The organism is Verrucomicrobium sp. BvORR034 (assembly GCF_000739635.1).
Lineage (GTDB): Bacteria > Verrucomicrobiota > Verrucomicrobiia > Verrucomicrobiales > Verrucomicrobiaceae > Verrucomicrobium.
In genome coordinates this window covers 37,154-54,226 of sequence record NZ_BATQ01000046.1, presented here as the reverse complement: position 1 = coordinate 54,226, position 17,073 = coordinate 37,154, and the positions used below count along the sequence as shown (strand labels likewise).

The following is a 17,073-nucleotide window of genomic DNA, read 5'->3' as shown; positions in this document are numbered from 1 at the left end:
CTGAACTGATTCCGGCTTATCCACCCAGTCACCATGCAACGTCGCGATTTCCTCTCCACCACCCTGGCCACCCTCGGAGCCAGCGCCCTTCCTGCTTTTGCCACCGGTCCCGTCAATCGCCCCGGGAAGTCTCGCATGATGCTGGGTCTGGCCGCCTACTCCTTCCGCGAATACTTCAAGTGGATGCGGGGCAAGGAGCAGAAACCCAAGGATGGCAAGCCGCAGTGGGAAGTCTCAGACTTCATTGACTACTGCGCCGAGCAGAACGTGCCAGGAGCCGAGCTGACGAGCTACTTCTTCCCTCCAAACGCCGACGCCGCCACTATGCTGGAAGTGAAGCGTCGCGCCTATCTCCGCGGCGTGAGCATTACCGGCACCGCCGTGGGTAACAACTTCGCCCTGCCCAAGGGCAAGGAGTTGGATGACCAGGTCGCCGACGTGAAAAAGTGGATCGACTTTGCCGCGATCCTCAATGCGCCGCATATCCGTGTGTTCGCCGGCAATCCGAAGAAGGACATGAACTTCGACGAGGCTCTGGCGAACTGCATCGCGGCCTATCAGGAGTGCCTCGACTACGCTGGAACCAAGGGCGTCTTCCTGGGAATCGAAAACCACCATGGCCTCGTGGCGGATCCCGCCAACCTCATCAAGATTATCGAGTCCGTGAAGAGCCCCTGGGCGGGGATCAACTTCGACAGCGGCAATTTCAACACGGAGGACCCCTATGGCGACCTTGAGAAGATCGCCCCCTACGCCATCAATGTGCAGCTCAAGATGCGAGTGAAGCCCAAGGGCAATCCCGAAGGCATCCCCAGCGACATCCCCAGGGTGCTGAAGACGCTGCGCGATGCCAACTACCAGGGATGGTTCACCCTTGAGTTCGAAGAGAAAGAGGATCCCTTTGTGGCGGTGCCCAAGATCCTCAATGATCTCCGCCCACTCCTGGGTTGAGTGACTGGTAGTATGTCCATTTTGATGCCGGGGCACGGTTAAACGAGACCCCGGCCGCTCCCCTCCCCAACACAGATCAACCTCCCCTCCATGTCCACAGCTCCCAAGCTCACCACCACCCAATGGCTCATCTGCTTCATCGCAGCGTTGGGCTTTGCCTTCGATATCTATGAACTGCTGATGCTGCCGCTCATCGTGGGCCCGGCCTTGCAGGAGTTGATCGGGGCCGCTCCCGGCACGCCCTTGTTCAATGCCTGGGTGGGTAAGCTGTTCTACATTCCGGCCATTGCCGGCGGTATCTTCGGGCTGCTGGGAGGCTACCTGACGGACCGGCTGGGCCGTCGGCGCGTGCTCACCTGGAGCATTCTGCTCTATGCCTTCTCAGCCTTTGCTGCGGGCTACTCCACCAGTGTGGAGATGCTGCTGGTCTTCCGCTGTCTCGTCTTTGTCGGCGTCTGTGTGGAGTTCGTCGCCGCCGTCGCGTGGCTGGCCGAACTTTTCCCAGACCCGAAGCAACGCGAAAAAGTGCTCGGCTACACCCAGGCGTTCTCCTCCATCGGCGGACTTCTGGTCGCGGTGGCCAACGGTCTCTGCATCAAATACTCCACCAGCCTTCCGGCGATTCATTTCCCGGACTTCCTCACCAGCACTTTCGGTGGAAGCGTAGTGGCTGATGAACACGCTGCCTGGCGCTACACGTTGATGTCCGGCCTGATTCCCGCCATCCCATTGATCCTCATCCGCCCCTTCCTGCCTGAGTCACCCGCCTGGTCGAAGAAGAAGGCCGAAGGCACCCTCAAACGTCCGAGCATCGGCGAGCTGTTCACTCCAGAGCTACGCCGCACCACCCTGGTCACCACCGCCATGTTCGCCATGGCCTACGGAGCCGCATTCGGTGCCATCCAGCACATTCCCCGCATCATCCCCGGTCTTGCTGAAGTGAAGGATGCGTCCAAAACGGCCTCCGAGACCGCCGCCAAAGCCAATGAAGGCAAACCGGCCGACGTGATCAAGAAGGCATCGATTGGTGCCGGGAAGAAGGCAGAACAGGCCATTGCGGCCAACACCACCAAGGTGCAGGAGGTGGGCGGTCTGGTCGGCCGGTTCCTTCTGGCAGCTCTCGCCGTGGTCATTGTCAGTCGCCAGAAGCTGCTGCGATTGTTTATCGCTCCGGGTCTGTTGGTCATGCCTGTGGTCTTTGGCTACTGCGCCGTGACCGGTTTGATACCGTTGCAGATTGGCATCTTCTTCGCCGGCCTGCTCACCGTCGGCCAGTTCAGCTTCTGGGGGAACTACTTGCCCCGCGTGTATCCCGTTCACTTGCGCGGTACCGGGGAGAGCTTCGCGGCCAACATCGGTGGTCGATTGATCGGCACGTCCTTTGCCTGGATCACCACCGCGTTGGCCACCACCTCGGATGTGGCCGCGGCTCCCACCAAGCTCGCCTACACCGCTGCCGCCGTGGGCCTGGGCGTCTATGTGGTCGGATTTGCCCTCTCATTCTTCCTTCCGGAACCGAAAGAAGAACTGCCAGAGTAACACCACTTGTTTGAAGAGCGGCCGGATCCTTCATCGGGGTCCGGCCGTTTTTTTGTACTCCGACGAGGAGGGCGCTCGCTCAGTCCAGGTTGTAGTTGAGCGGCTCGTACAGGTTCATCTCGTGCAGGGCCAGAGCGGCAATGGTCCGGACAGGATAGTATTTTCCGGGATGAACCCCACAGGCATCGTTCCGCACAAAGCGGGCATCGCCCAGCGCATCAATGAAGTACTGCCCCGTCTCTACCTCATGCATCCGGCGCAGCACCCTGGCCGCACAGATGCGCACCGCCGGATACTCGGACAACACCATTAACTCTCCGACGGGCCGGAGAGATTCGCTGTCCCCCAAGCCAAGCATCATCACCTGCAGCATCTCTCCAAACTCTGTGGTATCACGCCGATCCAGATGCTGTCGGAGCACCTCCATCACCGGTTCTTCCTCGTCCAAAAGTGCTAGCTTACCCATGATCTCCCCGCGGGCTATTTCCGTCGGCTGGGCCGTCATGGAAAAGATATACTCATTGGTCACCGAACGCGGATCGCATTCCGCTTTCAGCTGTTCCAGTAGTGCCAAAGTCCTGTCGGCATGATGGAGCCGGACTGTCGCCGCCCCCTCATGAAAGCGGAGCAGCAGCACTGGAGCCCCTGCCAGCACCGCCCCAAACAAGACTGCCGCCCATGGCCGAAGAACATCTGACTTCATATGCCCCTAACGTCCCTGGCAGCCTTGTCTTAGAGTCGGCCCCCGCTAGCGGCTGAGGTTACCTCTCCGCTGCAAGCCGGGCGCAAATGGAACCGCTCCCAAAATCGCGGACAAAGCGATCCAGGGTGAATCGCGATTTGTCCATCTTGCGCAGGTACTCATGCGCCGCCAGCACCTGCCTCACGCTGGCCGCCTTCCAGTTTGCCTCGGCCATGGAACTATAATAGAGCGGGTAGTCTGCGCCCAGATACTCCACCACGCCAGAATTCCAGTTGATCAACAAGGGCGTGGAACGGGAGATGCACTCCAGGACCACGTTGTTGGCAGCGGCCTCAATAACCTCCGTCATCGCCACGCAACCCGTGAGCAATTCATCGTAGGCACCCGCCTCCAGGTACCCCAGGCGTTGCACACTGCCATTTTCCTCAACGCCAGCGATGGGCTCGGACTGCTTGGCCAGCCACAACTTGCGAACCCCTGGGCACTGCAATTCCTGGATGGCCTGCACACGACGAATCCAGCGCCCCAAAAAGACGATGCGCCGGTCCGCCAGCCAGCTGTCTGGGGACCATTGAGGCACATCAAACACCGTGGGATGCCACAACCGTTCCACTGGAACGCCGATCGCGGACTCATCCAGAAACCGCTTCTGATAATCCGTCAGCACATAGAGCCCTTTACAGGTTTTCAGCGCACCCGCCTTCTCCAAGGCACCCTTCAGGCCGAAAAGGCCCACACAGGGTTCGAAGGACGCGAAGGGTTGATGAAACACGCCAACCCAGGGATTCGGGAATGGCTCCCCCGACATCAGTTGCCAGTCCACTCCACTGAGCATGGCCACTGGGCCACCTCCATAGATGGCCTCCAGTTCATCCATTACCTGCGCCCATTCGTGTCGCAAGCCGAATGCGAATCTGCCCACGAGCTGCACCAGACCAGCTTGCCCATGCGACTTGCCCGCTTGCATCCCGTTAACTCCCGATTGGCTTGGCGGCTGCACGGCAGTGAGAGCCTGATTGCGTTCCCGATAGTGCTTTAAGAGCGGCTCTGGATGCCTCACACACTTGGCACCGGCGTAGATGATTCTTCGGATTCTATTCCAGTCCGAAGGCTCGGCCAGCAAATGGGTGTCCAGATCCAACGGAATGTTCTTGATCCAGTTCCGATAGAAGATGCTGGAAGTGGTCACCTGCCCCACCCGAAGCTCAAAGGCCTCGTTGACAAGCCAGTCGCCTTGCCCCGATTCCGAATGAAACGGATGATAAACCAGATCAGCCTCTTCGCTCGCGGCAAATGCCACCAGTTTCGCAATCCGGTCTGGGACATACTCATCATCGTCATCCAGGTGCGTGATGAAGTCTCCATTCGCGAGCGCCGCGCCGGCATTCATGGGGCGGCTCCCTGAGACCATCCAACGCCGATCCACATCATCCAGTCTTACCGGATCGCGTTCAATTTCATGAATCTGCACGCGGCTGTCTCCGAGAGCTCGCACGGCCTCAACTGTGCCGTCGGTACATCCATCCGCCACCACGATGACCTCAAGGTTCCGGTAGCTCTGGTTCAGAACGGAAGGCAGCGAACGCCTGGTGAGCAGGTCCACCCGGTTGTGAGTGGCAATGCAGACCGAAACCAGAGGCTCTGGAGAAGGGCTGGCTTCGCGACGCAACGACTGCAGCCGTTTCCAGCTATCCAAGGGCAGCTCCGTCTTGGATTTGAGCAGGTCCACGCTCGCGGTGAGAGCGGCCAGACCCCTTTCCAGTTCATTCACGCGATGCAACAACCTCCTGTTGGTGACATCTTGAACTTCGCCCCCAAGAAACACCTTCTCCACCCAAACGTCACCCATGAGAAACTGCAGACACAGATCTTGGCGCGGTGACAGCCCCCGGATCAAACCGCGGAACCCGGAGACGTGGGGAAACTGCGCCATCATCCGCTGGACATCAGGACGCGGCACGAGTTCGAGCAACTGGTCCGGGAGGTCTTTCACGCGAACCGCCTGAAGAGGAAGGATCCCAGCCACCCATCCCGCGACAGGAAACTCGGGTGAGCCCGGCGATCGCGTGGGGTAGTCGAGGTGAAACAGGGGACGTGCACCCGACTTGGTTTTGTTCGCTGGAGGAGATTTTTCTTCGGGCATGTCGAGGAACGGGACAAGAGAGAAGGAACAGCCTTCCGTCAAGATCGGGTTCGCACGGTCCCTCAGCCCCTCCCCGCTTCCAAAGCCATCAGCGCCGACAGATGGGTGTTGAAATTGCGCTCCAGGTTCTTGGCGCCGGGATGCCATTCTGCGGGCAACAATCCGCCTTGAAGCATTTCCGGTTGCGACAGCACCTTTGCCGTCGCTTCCAGCGCACGATCTATTTTCGCAGCAACACCGGAGTACAACCTTTTTGCCACCAGTGCGTCCCTCGTCTGGCGGAGATACCGTGCCAGGATGCCTTTGAACAGGCATCCGTCCCAGCCTGAAGTTCCCAGCTTCTCCACCATGATCCCGCCAGCGTCCACGAATCCAGCACGTGTCAGCACAGACTCCGCCACCTGGGCCGCTTCGTCCAGAGGAGCGACCTGACCGGTCAATCCAGCATACTCTACGAGCCCGCCAAGATAGGTCCCCTGGTTGTAGCTCCACCAGTCCCCTTTGTGACCGGGGGCATCCACGACGCCGGTTCCATCAAACAACTTCTGATCCTGCAGCCACTTGAAGACGTCATCCGCCTGCCTGCGATACGCCGCCTCCCCGGTCCGCTGCGCCAGCCTCGCTGTCAGAATGAGAAAGAGGCTGTTGGTGATGGCATTGGGCTTCTGCTTCCCGGGTTCCTCACACCAGATCACCCCGCCCGCCAAGTCGGGCCGCCAGTTGTGGGCCATGTGCGCCTGGATCCCCCGGGCCGTGTCCAGATACTTCGTGGCGCGGGTGCGATCATGCATCTTCAACCATGCGACGCCCCACCACGCGGAGTCATCCAGGTATTCATTCCTGAAACCCGTGTGTGCTGACGGCCGGGACATCCGCTGCCGGAGCCTGGCCTCGTCCGCATCTTTCCAGTCTCCCCGGGCCCGCAGTGCCTCGGCCACCCTGGGCCAGCGCTGGATCGGGTCCTGGTTGAGATCATGCATGCCTTCCAGCAGGGGAAGCCAGTCCTGGCCACCGCCGCCGCCCGCCGCCAGATGGTCCAACATCAGCTCCACCGCATTGGCCGCCGACCACCAGGGTGGATTGACCTTCCCCTCCCAATGAGCCCTCAACTGGTCCCCCTCCCGGTCCAGCCAGATCTGGATGGGTTCACACCAATAACGCTTCTGCAATTCTGCCAGCCCCTGTGCCACCAGAGGCACGGTGGAGGCATGAATCTCTCCAAGGCCCAGGCCACCGATGGCCAGGGTGACTTGCTTGAGGAAAGTACGACGCGTGCTTGTGGGAAGACTGGGTGCGGACATGGCTGAAATCCGCCGTCCGTAGAGAACTCCCCTCAGGCGCCGGGCTGGGAGTGCCAGTCTACTTCGTGCGTGAGCATGGTGTCATCAGCAAACGCAAACCGACCCCAGAAGTTCTCCTGACCGACCAGCATGCGATGAAGCCAGTGACGGTCGTCCGCCCACATTTCATCGAAGGGGATCTCGTCCACCGGGAACCAAAGAGGTGCCGCCTCTTCCGTCTCCGTGGCCTCGCCTTCAAACTCACTGCTCATGAACACCGCCACATGCATGGCCAAGCCATCCACGAACTGGAACCAGAGCTCCCCCCGCTTGCGAACGTTCCGCGCGCGAATGTGCAACTCCTCCTCGGTCTCACGGATGGCGCAATCCAGCTCGGTCTCACCGGGGTCAAGCTTGCCGCCGGGTCCGTTGATCTTGCCCTTGCCAAATCCGCGTTTTTTGCGAATGAGCAGCACCTTGCCGCCCTTCTGAATGAAGAGCAGCGTGGCGCGGACCGTGGGCTGCCAGGAAGCCCAGTCAACTTGCATAGGCTTCCATACCCTGGCAGGTGCAGATGAGGTGACGGTCGCCATGGACATTGTCCACGCGTCCCACAGAGGGCCAGTACTTGTCCGCCTTCACCCAGGGCAGCGGAAAGGCCGCCTCCTGCCGGGAGTAGGGACGGGTCCACTCATCCGCCAGCAGGACATCTGCCGTGTGAGGAGCGTTCTTCAGCACGTTGTTGGCGGGATCCATCAGGCCGGTTTCGATGGACTCGATCTCCCCGTGAATCTCGATCATGGCCTCGCAGAAGCGGTCAAGCTCCGCGCGGCTCTCGCTTTCCGTGGGTTCGATCATGAGCGTGCCGGTCACTGGCCAGCTCATCGTCGGGGCGTGGTAGCCGAAATCAATGAGACGCTTGGCCACATCTTCCACGGTCACTGTCTTGAAGTGACGCAGGTCCAGGATGCACTCGTGCGCCACATAACCGTTGCCACCGGTGTACAGCACCGGGAAATAGGGGGCGAGCTTTCTGGCAATGTAGTTGGCGTTGAGGATTGCGTAGCGCGTGCTCTGCACCGCTTCGCTTCCCATCATGGCCAGATACATCCAGGAGATGGAGTTGATGCTGGCACTGCCCCAGGGAGCGGAGCAGACGGCCCCTTCCCGCTGATCTTCAGGGAAGGTGGCGTGGCCCGGCAGGTAGGACACCAGGTGCGCCGCGACGCCAATGGGGCCGACACCAGGACCACCGCCGCCATGCGGAATGCAGAAGGTCTTGTGCAGGTTGAGATGGCAGACGTCTGCGCCAATCAATCCCGGGGACGTGAGGCCCACCTGCGCGTTCATGTTCGCACCGTCCATGTACACCTGGCCGCCCTTCTCGTGGATGAGCGCACAGATTTCCTTGATGCTCTCCTCAAACACCCCGTGGGTGCTCGGGTAGGTGATCATCAGCGCCCCCAGCTTGTCCGCGTGCGCTTCCACTTTGGCACGCAGATCGTCCAGAGACACGTTGCCGTTTTCGTCGCAGGCCACCGCAATGACCTTGAACCCGCACATCACCGCGCTGGCCGGATTCGTGCCATGGGCGGAGACCGGGATCAGACACGCGTCGCGATGCAGTTCACCCCGGGCGGCGAGATACCTGCGGATGGCAAGGAGACCGGCATACTCCCCCTGGGAGCCGGCGTTGGGCTGCAGGGACACGGCGGCGAAACCGGTGCACTCCGCCAGCCACGACTCCAGACCGAAGAACATCTCGCGATAGCCCCGGCTCTGGTCGGCCGGCACAAAGGGGTGGATCGAGGAAACTTCCGGCCAGCTCAGCGGCATCATCTCCGCAGCGGCGTTCAGCTTCATGGTGCAGGAGCCCAGAGGGATCATGGACCGGTTCAAGGCGATGTCCTTGGCCTCGAGACGGCGCAGGTAGCGCATCATTTCCGACTCCGTGTGGTAGGCGTTAAACACCGGATGCGTCAGGTACGTCGAAAGCCTGCCAAAGGCCGCGTCAAAGCCCACCGGAACCTCCCCACTGAGTGCAGGCTCATCCTTGGGCACCACACCAAAGGCCAGCAGCACCTGCTGAAGCTCCTTGACGGTCACCCGCTCATCCAGAGCCACCGTCACATGGGTGGCATCCTGCTGACGAAGGTTCAAGCCCAGTTCCAAAGCACGGGTCACCACGGCTTCCGCACTGCGAACCTCCACGGTCAGGGTATCAAAATAATTCTGGCCAGCGATGCTCAAGCCTGCGGCTTGAAGCTCGGTGGAGAGCCAGACGGCAGCACCGTGCACACCCCGTGCGATGTTGCGGAGGCCTTCCGGACCATGCCAGACGGCATACATGGAGGCCATCACAGCCAGGAGCACCTGCGCTGTGCAGATGTTGCTGGTCGCCTTCTCCCGCCGGATGTGCTGCTCACGAGTCTGCAGGGAGAGACGGTACCCGGGATTGCCCTGGGCATCTTTTGAAACGCCGATCAGGCGACCGGGCATGCGACGCTTGAGAGCGTCCTTCACTGACATGAAAGCAGCATGCGGACCGCCAAATCCAAGCGGCACGCCGAAGCGCTGGCTGTTGCCCACACAGATGTCCGCGCCAAACTCGCCTGGCGGCTTCAGGATGGTGAGCGCCAGCAGATCGGCACAGACCACAAAGAGAGCGCCGGCGGCCTTGCACTGTGCCGCTACGGGAGCGAGGTCTTCAATGACCCCGAGGGTGTCCGGATAAGTGGCCACCACGGCGGCCACGTCCTTCACCCCAGCGCCTTCGAACTCAAGAACGTTCACCACATCTGTGGTCACGCCCAGAGGTTCCATGCGGGTGCGCACGACGTCGATGACGTGCGGGTGACAACGGTTCGAGACCACCACACGGGTGGCACCTGGTTTGCCGGCCAGGGCCAGTCCGCAGGCTTCGGCTGCGGCACTGCCTTCATCCAGGAGAGAGGCGTTCGCCACATCCAGTCCGGTCAGATCACAGATCATGGTCTGGAAGTTCAGCAGCGCCTCCAGACGCCCCTGGCTGATCTCCGCCTGATACGGTGTATAGGCGGTGTACCAGCCGGGGTTCTCAAAGATGTTCCGCTGGATGACCGGCGGAGTGAACGTGTCATGGTAGCCCAGGCCGAGGAACGAGCGCACCAACTTGTTGGCGCTCATCACGCCCTTGAGCTTCTTCAGCGCCTCCTCCTCGGAAAGCGGAGCAGGCAGTTGAAGCGGCTCCGCCCTGCGGATCGCCTCCGGCACCACGGCCTCAATAAGCTGATCTAGACTCTCACACCCGACGGAGCGGGCCATTTCGAGAGCTTCGGCCGGAGAGGGGCCAATGTGACGACGGGCGAACGGCAGGACGAATGACATTTCTTGTGAACTACAATTACGCGATGTGCTGGCGATAGGACGCGGCGTCCATGAGGGCGCCGGTCTCGGCGGGATCTGCCACCTTGATTTTGCAGATCCAGCCCTTGTCATAGGGATCGGTATTCAGGAGGGAAGGATCCGCGCTGAGCGCTTCATTGGCCTCGACAATTTCCCCGCTTACGGGCGAGTAGATGTCACTGGCCGCCTTCACGGACTCCACCACGGCAATATGGTCGCCAGCCTTCACGACTGCGCCCACCTTGGGCAGCTCCACATAGACCACATCGGTCAGTTCGTGCTGGGCGTGATCGGTGATGCCCACCGCGCCGGTGGCTGAATCAACCCACTCGTGCGATTCGCGGTAGTGCAACTGGTCTGGAACAAGGCTCATAGGAAGGATGCGTTCGGTTGATGGAGAAAAGGGAGATTCTAGGAGGATGCCTGAGGTTTGCGATAAAACGGCTTCTTCACCGTCTCCGCAGCAAAACGCCTGCCACGGATTTCGATTTCGATGGGAATTCCGGACTTGGCGATCGAGGCCGGCAGATAAACCATGCCGATGCCTTGGTTCAGCGAGGGGGAAAGGCCCGCACTGCAGGTCTCGCCCACCACCTGCCCGTCATGCACCACCGGATAGTGGGCGCGCGGCGGCGGGGAGGGCGCGGTCATGCGAAACCCGGTCAACTTGGTCGGGATCCCATAGGCCTTTTGCGAATCGAGGACGGACTTGCCAACGAAGTCCTCCTTGGTGAGGTCCACGAAGAAGCCAAGCCCCGCTTGAAGCGGCGTCTTGTCTGGAGCCAGGTCATTGCCATTGAGCGGGTAGCCCATCTCCAGTCGGAGGGTGTCGCGAGCCCCCAGCCCGGCGGGCCCACCACCCGCATCCCGACAGCCCTGCACAATCTTGTCAAACCAGCCTTCAATGGTGGTCGCGGGAGCAAAGAATTCAAACCCCTCCTCGCCGGTGTACCCAGTGCCGCAGAGATACAGCACCCCTTCCCCCGTGAGACTGAAGAGGATCTTGTTGTGCTCCGGGAAAACGGCGTCCGGACCAAACACGGCGGCGAAAACTTCCCGGCTCTTTGGCCCCTGGACCGCCAAGCCGCCTGTGGCGCTGCTAATATTGGCAAACTCCACGCCCTCGCCAAAGCCGAGGCCACGCAGGTGCGCCTCGTCTTCAGCGATCATGGAGGCGTTCACCACCAGAAAATACTCCCGGTCGCTCAGGCGATAGACGATCAGGTCATCGATGACCCCGCCCTGATCATTGAGCATCAGGGTGTACTGCCCCTCGCCAATCCCCAGCTTGCTGACGTTGTTGGTGAGCGCCCGGTTGAGGAAAGCTTCAGCACCCGTCCCCTTGATCAGGAACTGGCCCATGTGGGAGATGTCAAAAACCCCGACCTTCTCCCGCACCCCCCTGTGCTCATCCACAATGCCGCTGTATTGGACCGGCATTTCCCATCCGGCAAAGGGCACCATGCGGGCGGCCAGTTTCAGGTGGGCCTCATGGAGCGGGGAACGATTCAACGTGGACTCGGACACAGGCGGCCAATTTGGCGGCCCACCCTCCCTTGTCAAACACTGCGAATCGGTTTGGCAACCCTCGTTTCGGGGCGTACTTAGAGCTACAATGTCGGTGCTTAATTCCATGGAAAATCGGTTCGGGCGCTTTGCTGTCCCGGGGTTGGTGGCCATTCTCGCCACCCTTCAGGCGGCTGTCTGGATCCTGCTGCAGTTGAAGCCCACATTCCTCGTCTCGCTGATGCTGTTGCCTCCGCTGGTCTGGGAAGGCGAAATCTGGCGGTTGGTTACTTGGGTCTTCATTCCTAATTCATTTACCAATCCATTCTGGATGCTGATCGCGGTTTACTTCATGATGATCATTAGCGGCGTAATGGACCGCGCTTGGGGTGCATTTCGCACGAATTTGTACATTTTCGGCGGCATGCTCTCCATGATCATCGGTGCCATGGTTTTCGGCAGCCTGGCATTGGGCCTGATGCTGTACTCCAGCATTTTCATCGCGTTTTGCTGCCTCGTTCCCAACTACGAGATCATGCTGTTCTTCATCCTGCCCGTGAAGGTGAAGTATCTGGGCATGGTTAATGGTGCCATCCTCCTGTTGCAGTTCATCGACAGCCCTGCAATGAGAGGACCGATCTTCTTCTCGATGCTCAATTTCTTCATCGCGTTTGGCCCTGGCCTGGTCAAATCCGTGAAGCAAAAGGCAGTGGTCGTGGAGCGCCGGTCGCGCTTTGAGTCCGCCAACCAGCGCGACACGCCGCATTTCCACAAGTGCCACCAGTGCGGCAAGACAGACATGGATGATCCCCATCTCGACTTCCGGGTCACCGAAGATGGGGAGGAGTACTGCACCGTCTGCCGCCCGCGCCAGCAAAGCGCCCCCGTCTCATAGATCCCGGGCCCGTCTCAAGGCCCCTCGTAGCGGTAGCCTGCCCCATGCACTGTGCGAATGATGCACGGGTGCGCGGCATCGAGCTCGATGCGTTTGCGAAGCTGTGAGATGTGCTGATCCAGGGCACGACTGCCGGGGTAGTAGTCGGCTCCCCACACGTCATCGGCCATTTCATCGCGATCCACCACGCGCCCGCAGCGCCGCTTCAGCAGACGCAGAACCTTGAGATCTCGCAGGCTGAGGCCTATCTCCAGATCGCCACGATAGGCCCGCAATTCTGGCGGGACGATGCGCAGGTCTCCCATGCTGAATTCCTCCTCAAATCCCTGAGTCCGGCGCAGCAAGCCAGTCCGTCGGGTGATGGCACGGATGCGGGCCAGGATCTCACGCACGCCAAAGGGTTTGGCCATGTAGTCGTCCGCCCCGAGTTCGAGACCCAGGACAGCATCGATTTCCTCCGACTTGGCAGTGAGGAAGAGGATGGGCACGGTGTCATCATCCCGCCGGATGCGGCGGCACACCTCGTAGCCATCCAGATGAGGCATCATCACGTCCAGGCAGACGAAGTCGGGCCGCTGGCTCTTGAAGAGCTCCCAAGCCTCCCGGCCGTCGGCCGCTGGCACCACTCCGAATCCCTCGGCCGAGAGCACCTCACAGAGGGCCGCCCGCGTGAAGGAATCATCTTCTGCGATGAGGATTTTCATGACTGCTTGTTCGGGAGGGTGATGACAAACCTTGCGCCTTCGGTCCAGGCATCATCCAGCGTCAGGCCACCACCGTGCAACTGGGCCAGCTCCCGGGAGATGGCCAGGCCGATGCCCGTGCCGGACGCTCCTTCAGCGAGGTCATTGCGCAGCCGGACGAAGGGCTGGAAGATGGCGTCTTTCTTCGCCTTCGGCACGCCGGGCCCGTGATCTTCCACCACCAGCCGCACCGTGCGGGGACTGGCTTCCGTTGCCAGCCTCAGCCAGCGCCCTGCTCCGGCATATTTCTCCACATTGGAAAGCAGGTTGCCCAGGATCTGCTCCACCGCATCCGGGTCAAAGAGAAAAGGCTCGGGAGCGCGAAGGTCCGTTTTCACCTCGAACCCCTTCGCTTCCAGCCCTGGCCGCCAGAGATCCAGGGCACGGGTGACCAGATCATCCAGCACCACCCGCTGGGGATGCACCGCCAGCTGGTCCCGCTGATGGCGGGCAAAGGTGAGCACATTGTGAATGAGTCTCCCGAGTCGCGAGGTCTCCGCCTCCACCACGGCAAGATGGCGCACGACCGACTCCTCCCCCGCTGCCTCGGCCTGCTGCTGGGCCATCTCGGCGTACAGACGGATGTTGGTGAGCGGTGTCTTCAGCTCATGCGACACCTGGTTCACAAACGAAACCCTTCGCCGGGCTTCACGCATCTCCCGGGTGCCTTCGCGATACAGCATCCAGGCCAGCCCCAGCAGAGCCACTCCTGCGGCTCCCGCTCCCAGCAATACGGGGAGGACATTCCCCCGCGGCATCCCCCGCTGGCCTGCGTAGGCCTCCAGCTGCCACATGCTCAGAGGCGCGGAACAGGCCCGCCGACCCACAGGCGGCACAGCCCCCGGTTTGCCCGCAGGAGGACTCCCCCACTGATGAATCACCATGGCGCCATCGGCATTGACCAGCCGCCAGAACTCGTCGGACGGTGCTGAGGCCGTCGCCTGACCGAGCCGGTTCACCAGCAGAGAGAGCAGCGCGGCCATCTCCACCTCCACTCCCACCACCCGGCCGTCATTGCGCTGCTGCCAGAAGAGCATCTGCGCCCCGTTGCCGTAGAACCAGACATGCCAGCCGCTCTCCGCCGGCGCAGGTGCCTCCTTGTTGTAATCTCCTTTAACCAAGGGCCTCCCCTCCTTGTTCCGGACGTAGGTCGCCCACCGGCTGCTGGAGTTCAGGTCCAGCGTCTGGTCATTTGCCACCACCAGAGGAGCCTCTTTGAGCTGCGGCCCGAACCGCACGCCCGACTCCCACACGGGAGCCGTGCGCCTCAGGAAGGCTGCCACCTCACCGGAAGCGTCGCTGGTGGGTCGAGGAAACACCAACCGCGACCGCGCATCCAGCAGAAAAGCGTGCCGGATCAGCGGCTGCTCCCGCGGCAGGGTCCTCAGAGACGCCTCATCCAGAGCGGCCCCCTGCAGGAGCGCATCAAAGTCACTGCCCAGCCGGTTCATCTCCTGCAGGAGCCACCCGTCCACCAGATCCATCCGCCGCCCCAGACCGGCCACCCATGCCTCACGCACCCTGGCGGCATCCTGCCGCGCCATCATGTAGCCCAGCCAGGCCAGCAGACCCAGCGGCACCGCCACCATCAACAGAAACAGAAACGTGAATCTCCAGCGCATGAGCAAACTCCGGCCCTGCCATGAACACCCAAAACCGGGGGGTTGTCAGGCCCGAAGTGTCATGACAGGGCGGAAAGGGGCATGAAATCTACTTTTTGGGCTCGGGCATGGACGAGAGGCCGTTTTGAGTCCGGTTCTTCAGGTCTTCGGACTTCGACATCTTGCGTGCGGCATTGGCGCTGACCCCGCCGGCGTTGAACATCTGTAGCCGCTCCTGCTGGCTCAGCCCCAGCTTCTCCAGTTCTGGTGAAGCCAGACGCTTGGCTTCGCTCAGGGACCAGGAGCACGCGGCATTGTAGGCCTTGGTCGCCTCCTCGTGCCGCCCTTCGTCGCTCAGCTTCACGGCCAGAGCTTCCTTCTCCGTGGAGATGGCGCGGGCCACCTCGACCAAGACCGCCTTGTTCACTGTGTTGGCGATGAGAGCCGGATCATTCACCCGGCGGGCCACGGAACGCGTTAGGCTGCGATTTTCAGCACCGGTCAACGCATTCACGGAGGTCACCTCCGCGGTAGCCACGGGGGCATCGGTATCGGCAGCCCCTTCAGGGATCTCCACTTCCAGCAGGAGGTACTTGTGCTGGCGGGCGTAGATCTGATTCATCTCCAGTTCCACATCCTGGCCATGGATGTCCGCTTCGCGCCCCAGCACGCGCACGGGACGCACGCCCTCCGCACACTGCACACGCACCCGGATCCGCTGGGCCACGACAGAGAGAATGTCGCCGAACTCCGTCTGGAAGATGCCCGCGAGGTCCCGGCTGTTCTCAATGAAGGCATGGTTGCCGTCACTGCGCAGGGCCAGTTCCGTCATCAGGTCCTCGTTGTAACCCAGCCCCAAGCCCAGCGTGGTGACGGTGATGCCCTCCTTGGCAAGGGATGCGCCGAGCCGACCGAGATCCTGAGGAGAAGAAGGCCCCACGTTGGCCATGCCATCAGAGAGCAGCACCACGCGGTTCACCTGGTTGGGCCGCTTGTTGCGTCGAAGTTCCTCGGCTCCCTTGCTGATGCCGGAAAACAAGGCGGTCGATCCACCCGCCTGAATGCGGTCAATGGCCGCCTTCACCCGCTCACGATCCGTCAGATCAGTCGCAGGTGAGATGAGGGAGACTGCATCGTCATAAGCGACGACGGAGACCATGTCCCCCGCTCCGAGCCGGTCGAGGGCCTGTTTGGCAGCCTCGCGGGCATGAACCATTTTGTCCCCGCCCATGGACCCCGATTTGTCGATCACGATGGTCACATTCACCGGAGCCCGTTTTGCCGATGCCTCCAGTTCCTGTCCCGTCAAGCCCACCTTCAGGTAGGTGGTCATCTTGCGTCCCGCGAGGATCTGCGGGTGCGCCAGTTCGACGGAAAGGTCCATCGCTGGCGTCGAGGCCGGAGCCGGAGGCGACCCGGCAACGGCGGCCGTTGGCAGGACGCCTGCAAGCGCGCCGAAAAGGGCCGCGCCTGCCAAAGTAAAGAGAGGTAGTTTCATGACGCAAAGTTGAGCAGGAGGTTCACCCCGCCCCGCCATGATTGATCGTGGCTTCAGCGTGGTTCTCCACATCCTCCGCCATCTTACGGCACCGTGAGTCAGACTGCCGTCAGCAGTGTGTAAGAAGTATGTAAGTGCCTCTCCGCCCTCAAGGCCTGGCAGGCAGCGGACCGTGGTCCAGATACTCCGTGGGGTCTGGCACTCCCGCGTCCTGAAACGCCTCCCGGCGCTCCACGCAGGTGCCGCAGGTGCCACAGTGAATGTCACCCCCTTTGTAACAGGACCAGGTGTGGACAAAATCGACCCCATAGGCAGCGCCGAGCTTGGCAATACCCGCCTTGTCCTGGGCGATGAAGGGCCGGAGCAACTCCACCTGAGCGTAGGTGCCGTACTTCATGGCAGAGGCCATGCTCTGCATGAAGGGCTCCCGGCAGTCCGGGTAGATCGCATGATCACCACTGTGAGCCGCAATCACCACGCCCCCCGCCTCCTGGCTCTCGGCCAGACCGCAGGCAATAGCAAGCATGATGCCATTGCGAAACGGCACCACCGTGCGCTTCATGCTCTGCTCCTCATAGTGACCGTCAGGGATGTCTCCGCCGCTCTTCAACAGATCTGATGCAAAGAGCTGATCCATGAAATCCAGCCGGATGACATCATGCCGCACGCCCAGTTGCTCGGCATGCCATGCTGCCATGGGGATCTCCTTCGCATTATGCTTGGAGCCGTAGTCGAAACTCACACAACCCGCGACCTCAGTCTCCCGTGCGGCCCAATACAGAGCCGTCACAGAATCCATGCCACCGCTGAGGAGGACGAGGGTCTTCATG

General features: G+C 61.3%; 14 protein-coding genes. 3 read left to right on the top strand and 11 right to left on the bottom strand.

Features of this window, described 5'->3' with window-relative positions:
• The first annotated feature begins 33 nt into the window (after positions 1 to 33).
• On the top strand, positions 34 to 951 hold the full coding sequence (locus BV034_RS08165; RefSeq protein ID WP_050025902.1) for a sugar phosphate isomerase/epimerase family protein: 918 nt from the start codon (positions 34 to 36) through the stop codon (positions 949 to 951).
• 90 nt (positions 952 to 1,041) lie between these two features.
• Complete coding sequence (locus tag BV034_RS08160) at positions 1,042 to 2,490, top strand: MFS transporter (protein ID WP_050025900.1); 1,449 nt, start codon at positions 1,042 to 1,044, stop codon at positions 2,488 to 2,490.
• Positions 2,491 to 2,569: 79 nt separating this feature from the next.
• Here BV034_RS08160 and BV034_RS08155 read toward each other — a convergent pair whose 3' ends face one another.
• The 7 genes from BV034_RS08155 to gcvT all read right to left on the bottom strand — a co-directional run bounded on the left by BV034_RS08155 (position 2,570) and on the right by gcvT (position 11,512).
• The gene (locus tag BV034_RS08155; RefSeq protein ID WP_050025898.1) at positions 2,570 to 3,193 is read right to left on the bottom strand and encodes a hypothetical protein; all 624 of its coding nucleotides are present in this window, start codon (positions 3,191 to 3,193) and stop codon (positions 2,570 to 2,572) included.
• A gap of 58 nt (positions 3,194 to 3,251) precedes the next feature.
• Positions 3,252 to 5,336: a glycosyltransferase family 2 protein gene (locus BV034_RS08150; protein ID WP_050025896.1), complete on the bottom strand. Its 2,085-nt coding sequence runs from the start codon at positions 5,334 to 5,336 to the stop codon at positions 3,252 to 3,254.
• 62 nt (positions 5,337 to 5,398) lie between these two features.
• Positions 5,399 to 6,637 carry a glycoside hydrolase family 76 protein gene (locus tag BV034_RS08145; protein WP_050025895.1) on the bottom strand — a complete coding sequence of 413 codons (1,239 nt, stop codon included), beginning with the start codon at positions 6,635 to 6,637 and terminating at the stop codon, positions 5,399 to 5,401.
• A gap of 32 nt (positions 6,638 to 6,669) precedes the next feature.
• Positions 6,670 to 7,164 carry an 8-oxo-dGTP diphosphatase gene (locus BV034_RS08140; protein WP_050025893.1) on the bottom strand — a complete coding sequence of 165 codons (495 nt, stop codon included), beginning with the start codon at positions 7,162 to 7,164 and terminating at the stop codon, positions 6,670 to 6,672.
• Positions 7,154 to 9,982, bottom strand: a complete 2,829-nt coding sequence (gcvP, locus tag BV034_RS08135; protein ID WP_050025891.1) for an aminomethyl-transferring glycine dehydrogenase — start codon at positions 9,980 to 9,982, stop codon at positions 7,154 to 7,156. The genes BV034_RS08140 and gcvP overlap by 11 nt, the downstream gene beginning before the upstream one ends.
• A gap of 16 nt (positions 9,983 to 9,998) precedes the next feature.
• Positions 9,999 to 10,373, bottom strand: coding sequence for a glycine cleavage system protein GcvH (gene gcvH / locus BV034_RS08130; RefSeq protein ID WP_050025889.1), 375 nt, complete (start codon positions 10,371 to 10,373; stop codon positions 9,999 to 10,001).
• 38 nt (positions 10,374 to 10,411) lie between these two features.
• Positions 10,412 to 11,512: a glycine cleavage system aminomethyltransferase GcvT gene (gcvT, locus tag BV034_RS08125; RefSeq protein ID WP_063768714.1), complete on the bottom strand. Its 1,101-nt coding sequence runs from the start codon at positions 11,510 to 11,512 to the stop codon at positions 10,412 to 10,414.
• Positions 11,513 to 11,633: 121 nt separating this feature from the next.
• Between gcvT and BV034_RS08120 the strand changes: the two genes are divergently transcribed.
• Positions 11,634 to 12,401, top strand: a complete 768-nt coding sequence (locus tag BV034_RS08120; protein WP_265592769.1) for a hypothetical protein — start codon at positions 11,634 to 11,636, stop codon at positions 12,399 to 12,401.
• 14 nt (positions 12,402 to 12,415) lie between these two features.
• On the opposite strand, the gene BV034_RS08115 is transcribed toward BV034_RS08120, so the two are convergent.
• The 4 genes from BV034_RS08115 to queC form a co-directional block, all read right to left on the bottom strand.
• The gene (locus BV034_RS08115; protein ID WP_038171931.1) at positions 12,416 to 13,105 is read right to left on the bottom strand and encodes a response regulator transcription factor; all 690 of its coding nucleotides are present in this window, start codon (positions 13,103 to 13,105) and stop codon (positions 12,416 to 12,418) included.
• A complete protein-coding gene (locus tag BV034_RS08110) occupies positions 13,102 to 14,766 on the bottom strand; it encodes a HAMP domain-containing sensor histidine kinase (RefSeq protein WP_050025882.1) in 1,665 nt (554 codons plus the stop codon). The genes BV034_RS08115 and BV034_RS08110 overlap by 4 nt, the downstream gene beginning before the upstream one ends.
• A gap of 88 nt (positions 14,767 to 14,854) precedes the next feature.
• Positions 14,855 to 16,243 (bottom strand): VWA domain-containing protein, encoded by a 1,389-nt coding sequence (locus tag BV034_RS08105; protein ID WP_265592768.1) that lies wholly within the window; start codon positions 16,241 to 16,243, stop codon positions 14,855 to 14,857.
• 148 nt (positions 16,244 to 16,391) lie between these two features.
• Positions 16,392 to 17,072: a 7-cyano-7-deazaguanine synthase QueC gene (gene queC, locus BV034_RS08100; RefSeq protein WP_050025878.1), complete on the bottom strand. Its 681-nt coding sequence runs from the start codon at positions 17,070 to 17,072 to the stop codon at positions 16,392 to 16,394.
• Position 17,073: the final 1 nt, after the last annotated feature.

Excerpts from the sequence above, each read along its gene's own strand:
- BV034_RS08160 (WP_050025900.1), top strand. The coding sequence starts at position 1,042 with ATGTCCACAGCTCCCAAGCTCACCACCACCCAATGGCTCATCTGCTTC.
- BV034_RS08145 (WP_050025895.1), bottom strand. The coding sequence starts at position 6,637 with ATGTCCGCACCCAGTCTTCCCACAAGCACGCGTCGTACTTTCCTCAAG.
- BV034_RS08105 (WP_265592768.1), bottom strand. The coding sequence starts at position 16,243 with ATGAAACTACCTCTCTTTACTTTGGCAGGCGCGGCCCTTTTCGGCGCG.
- BV034_RS08120 (WP_265592769.1), top strand. The coding sequence starts at position 11,634 with ATGGAAAATCGGTTCGGGCGCTTTGCTGTCCCGGGGTTGGTGGCCATT.
- queC (WP_050025878.1), bottom strand. The coding sequence starts at position 17,072 with ATGAAGACCCTCGTCCTCCTCAGCGGTGGCATGGATTCTGTGACGGCT.
- gcvP (WP_050025891.1), bottom strand. The coding sequence starts at position 9,982 with ATGTCATTCGTCCTGCCGTTCGCCCGTCGTCACATTGGCCCCTCTCCG.
- gcvH (WP_050025889.1), bottom strand. The coding sequence starts at position 10,373 with ATGAGCCTTGTTCCAGACCAGTTGCACTACCGCGAATCGCACGAGTGG.
- BV034_RS08155 (WP_050025898.1), bottom strand. The coding sequence starts at position 3,193 with ATGAAGTCAGATGTTCTTCGGCCATGGGCGGCAGTCTTGTTTGGGGCG.
- BV034_RS08165 (WP_050025902.1), top strand. The coding sequence starts at position 34 with ATGCAACGTCGCGATTTCCTCTCCACCACCCTGGCCACCCTCGGAGCC.
- BV034_RS08115 (WP_038171931.1), bottom strand. The coding sequence starts at position 13,105 with ATGAAAATCCTCATCGCAGAAGATGATTCCTTCACGCGGGCGGCCCTC.
- BV034_RS08140 (WP_050025893.1), bottom strand. The coding sequence starts at position 7,164 with ATGCAAGTTGACTGGGCTTCCTGGCAGCCCACGGTCCGCGCCACGCTG.
- BV034_RS08110 (WP_050025882.1), bottom strand. The coding sequence starts at position 14,766 with ATGCGCTGGAGATTCACGTTTCTGTTTCTGTTGATGGTGGCGGTGCCG.
- BV034_RS08150 (WP_050025896.1), bottom strand. The coding sequence starts at position 5,336 with ATGCCCGAAGAAAAATCTCCTCCAGCGAACAAAACCAAGTCGGGTGCA.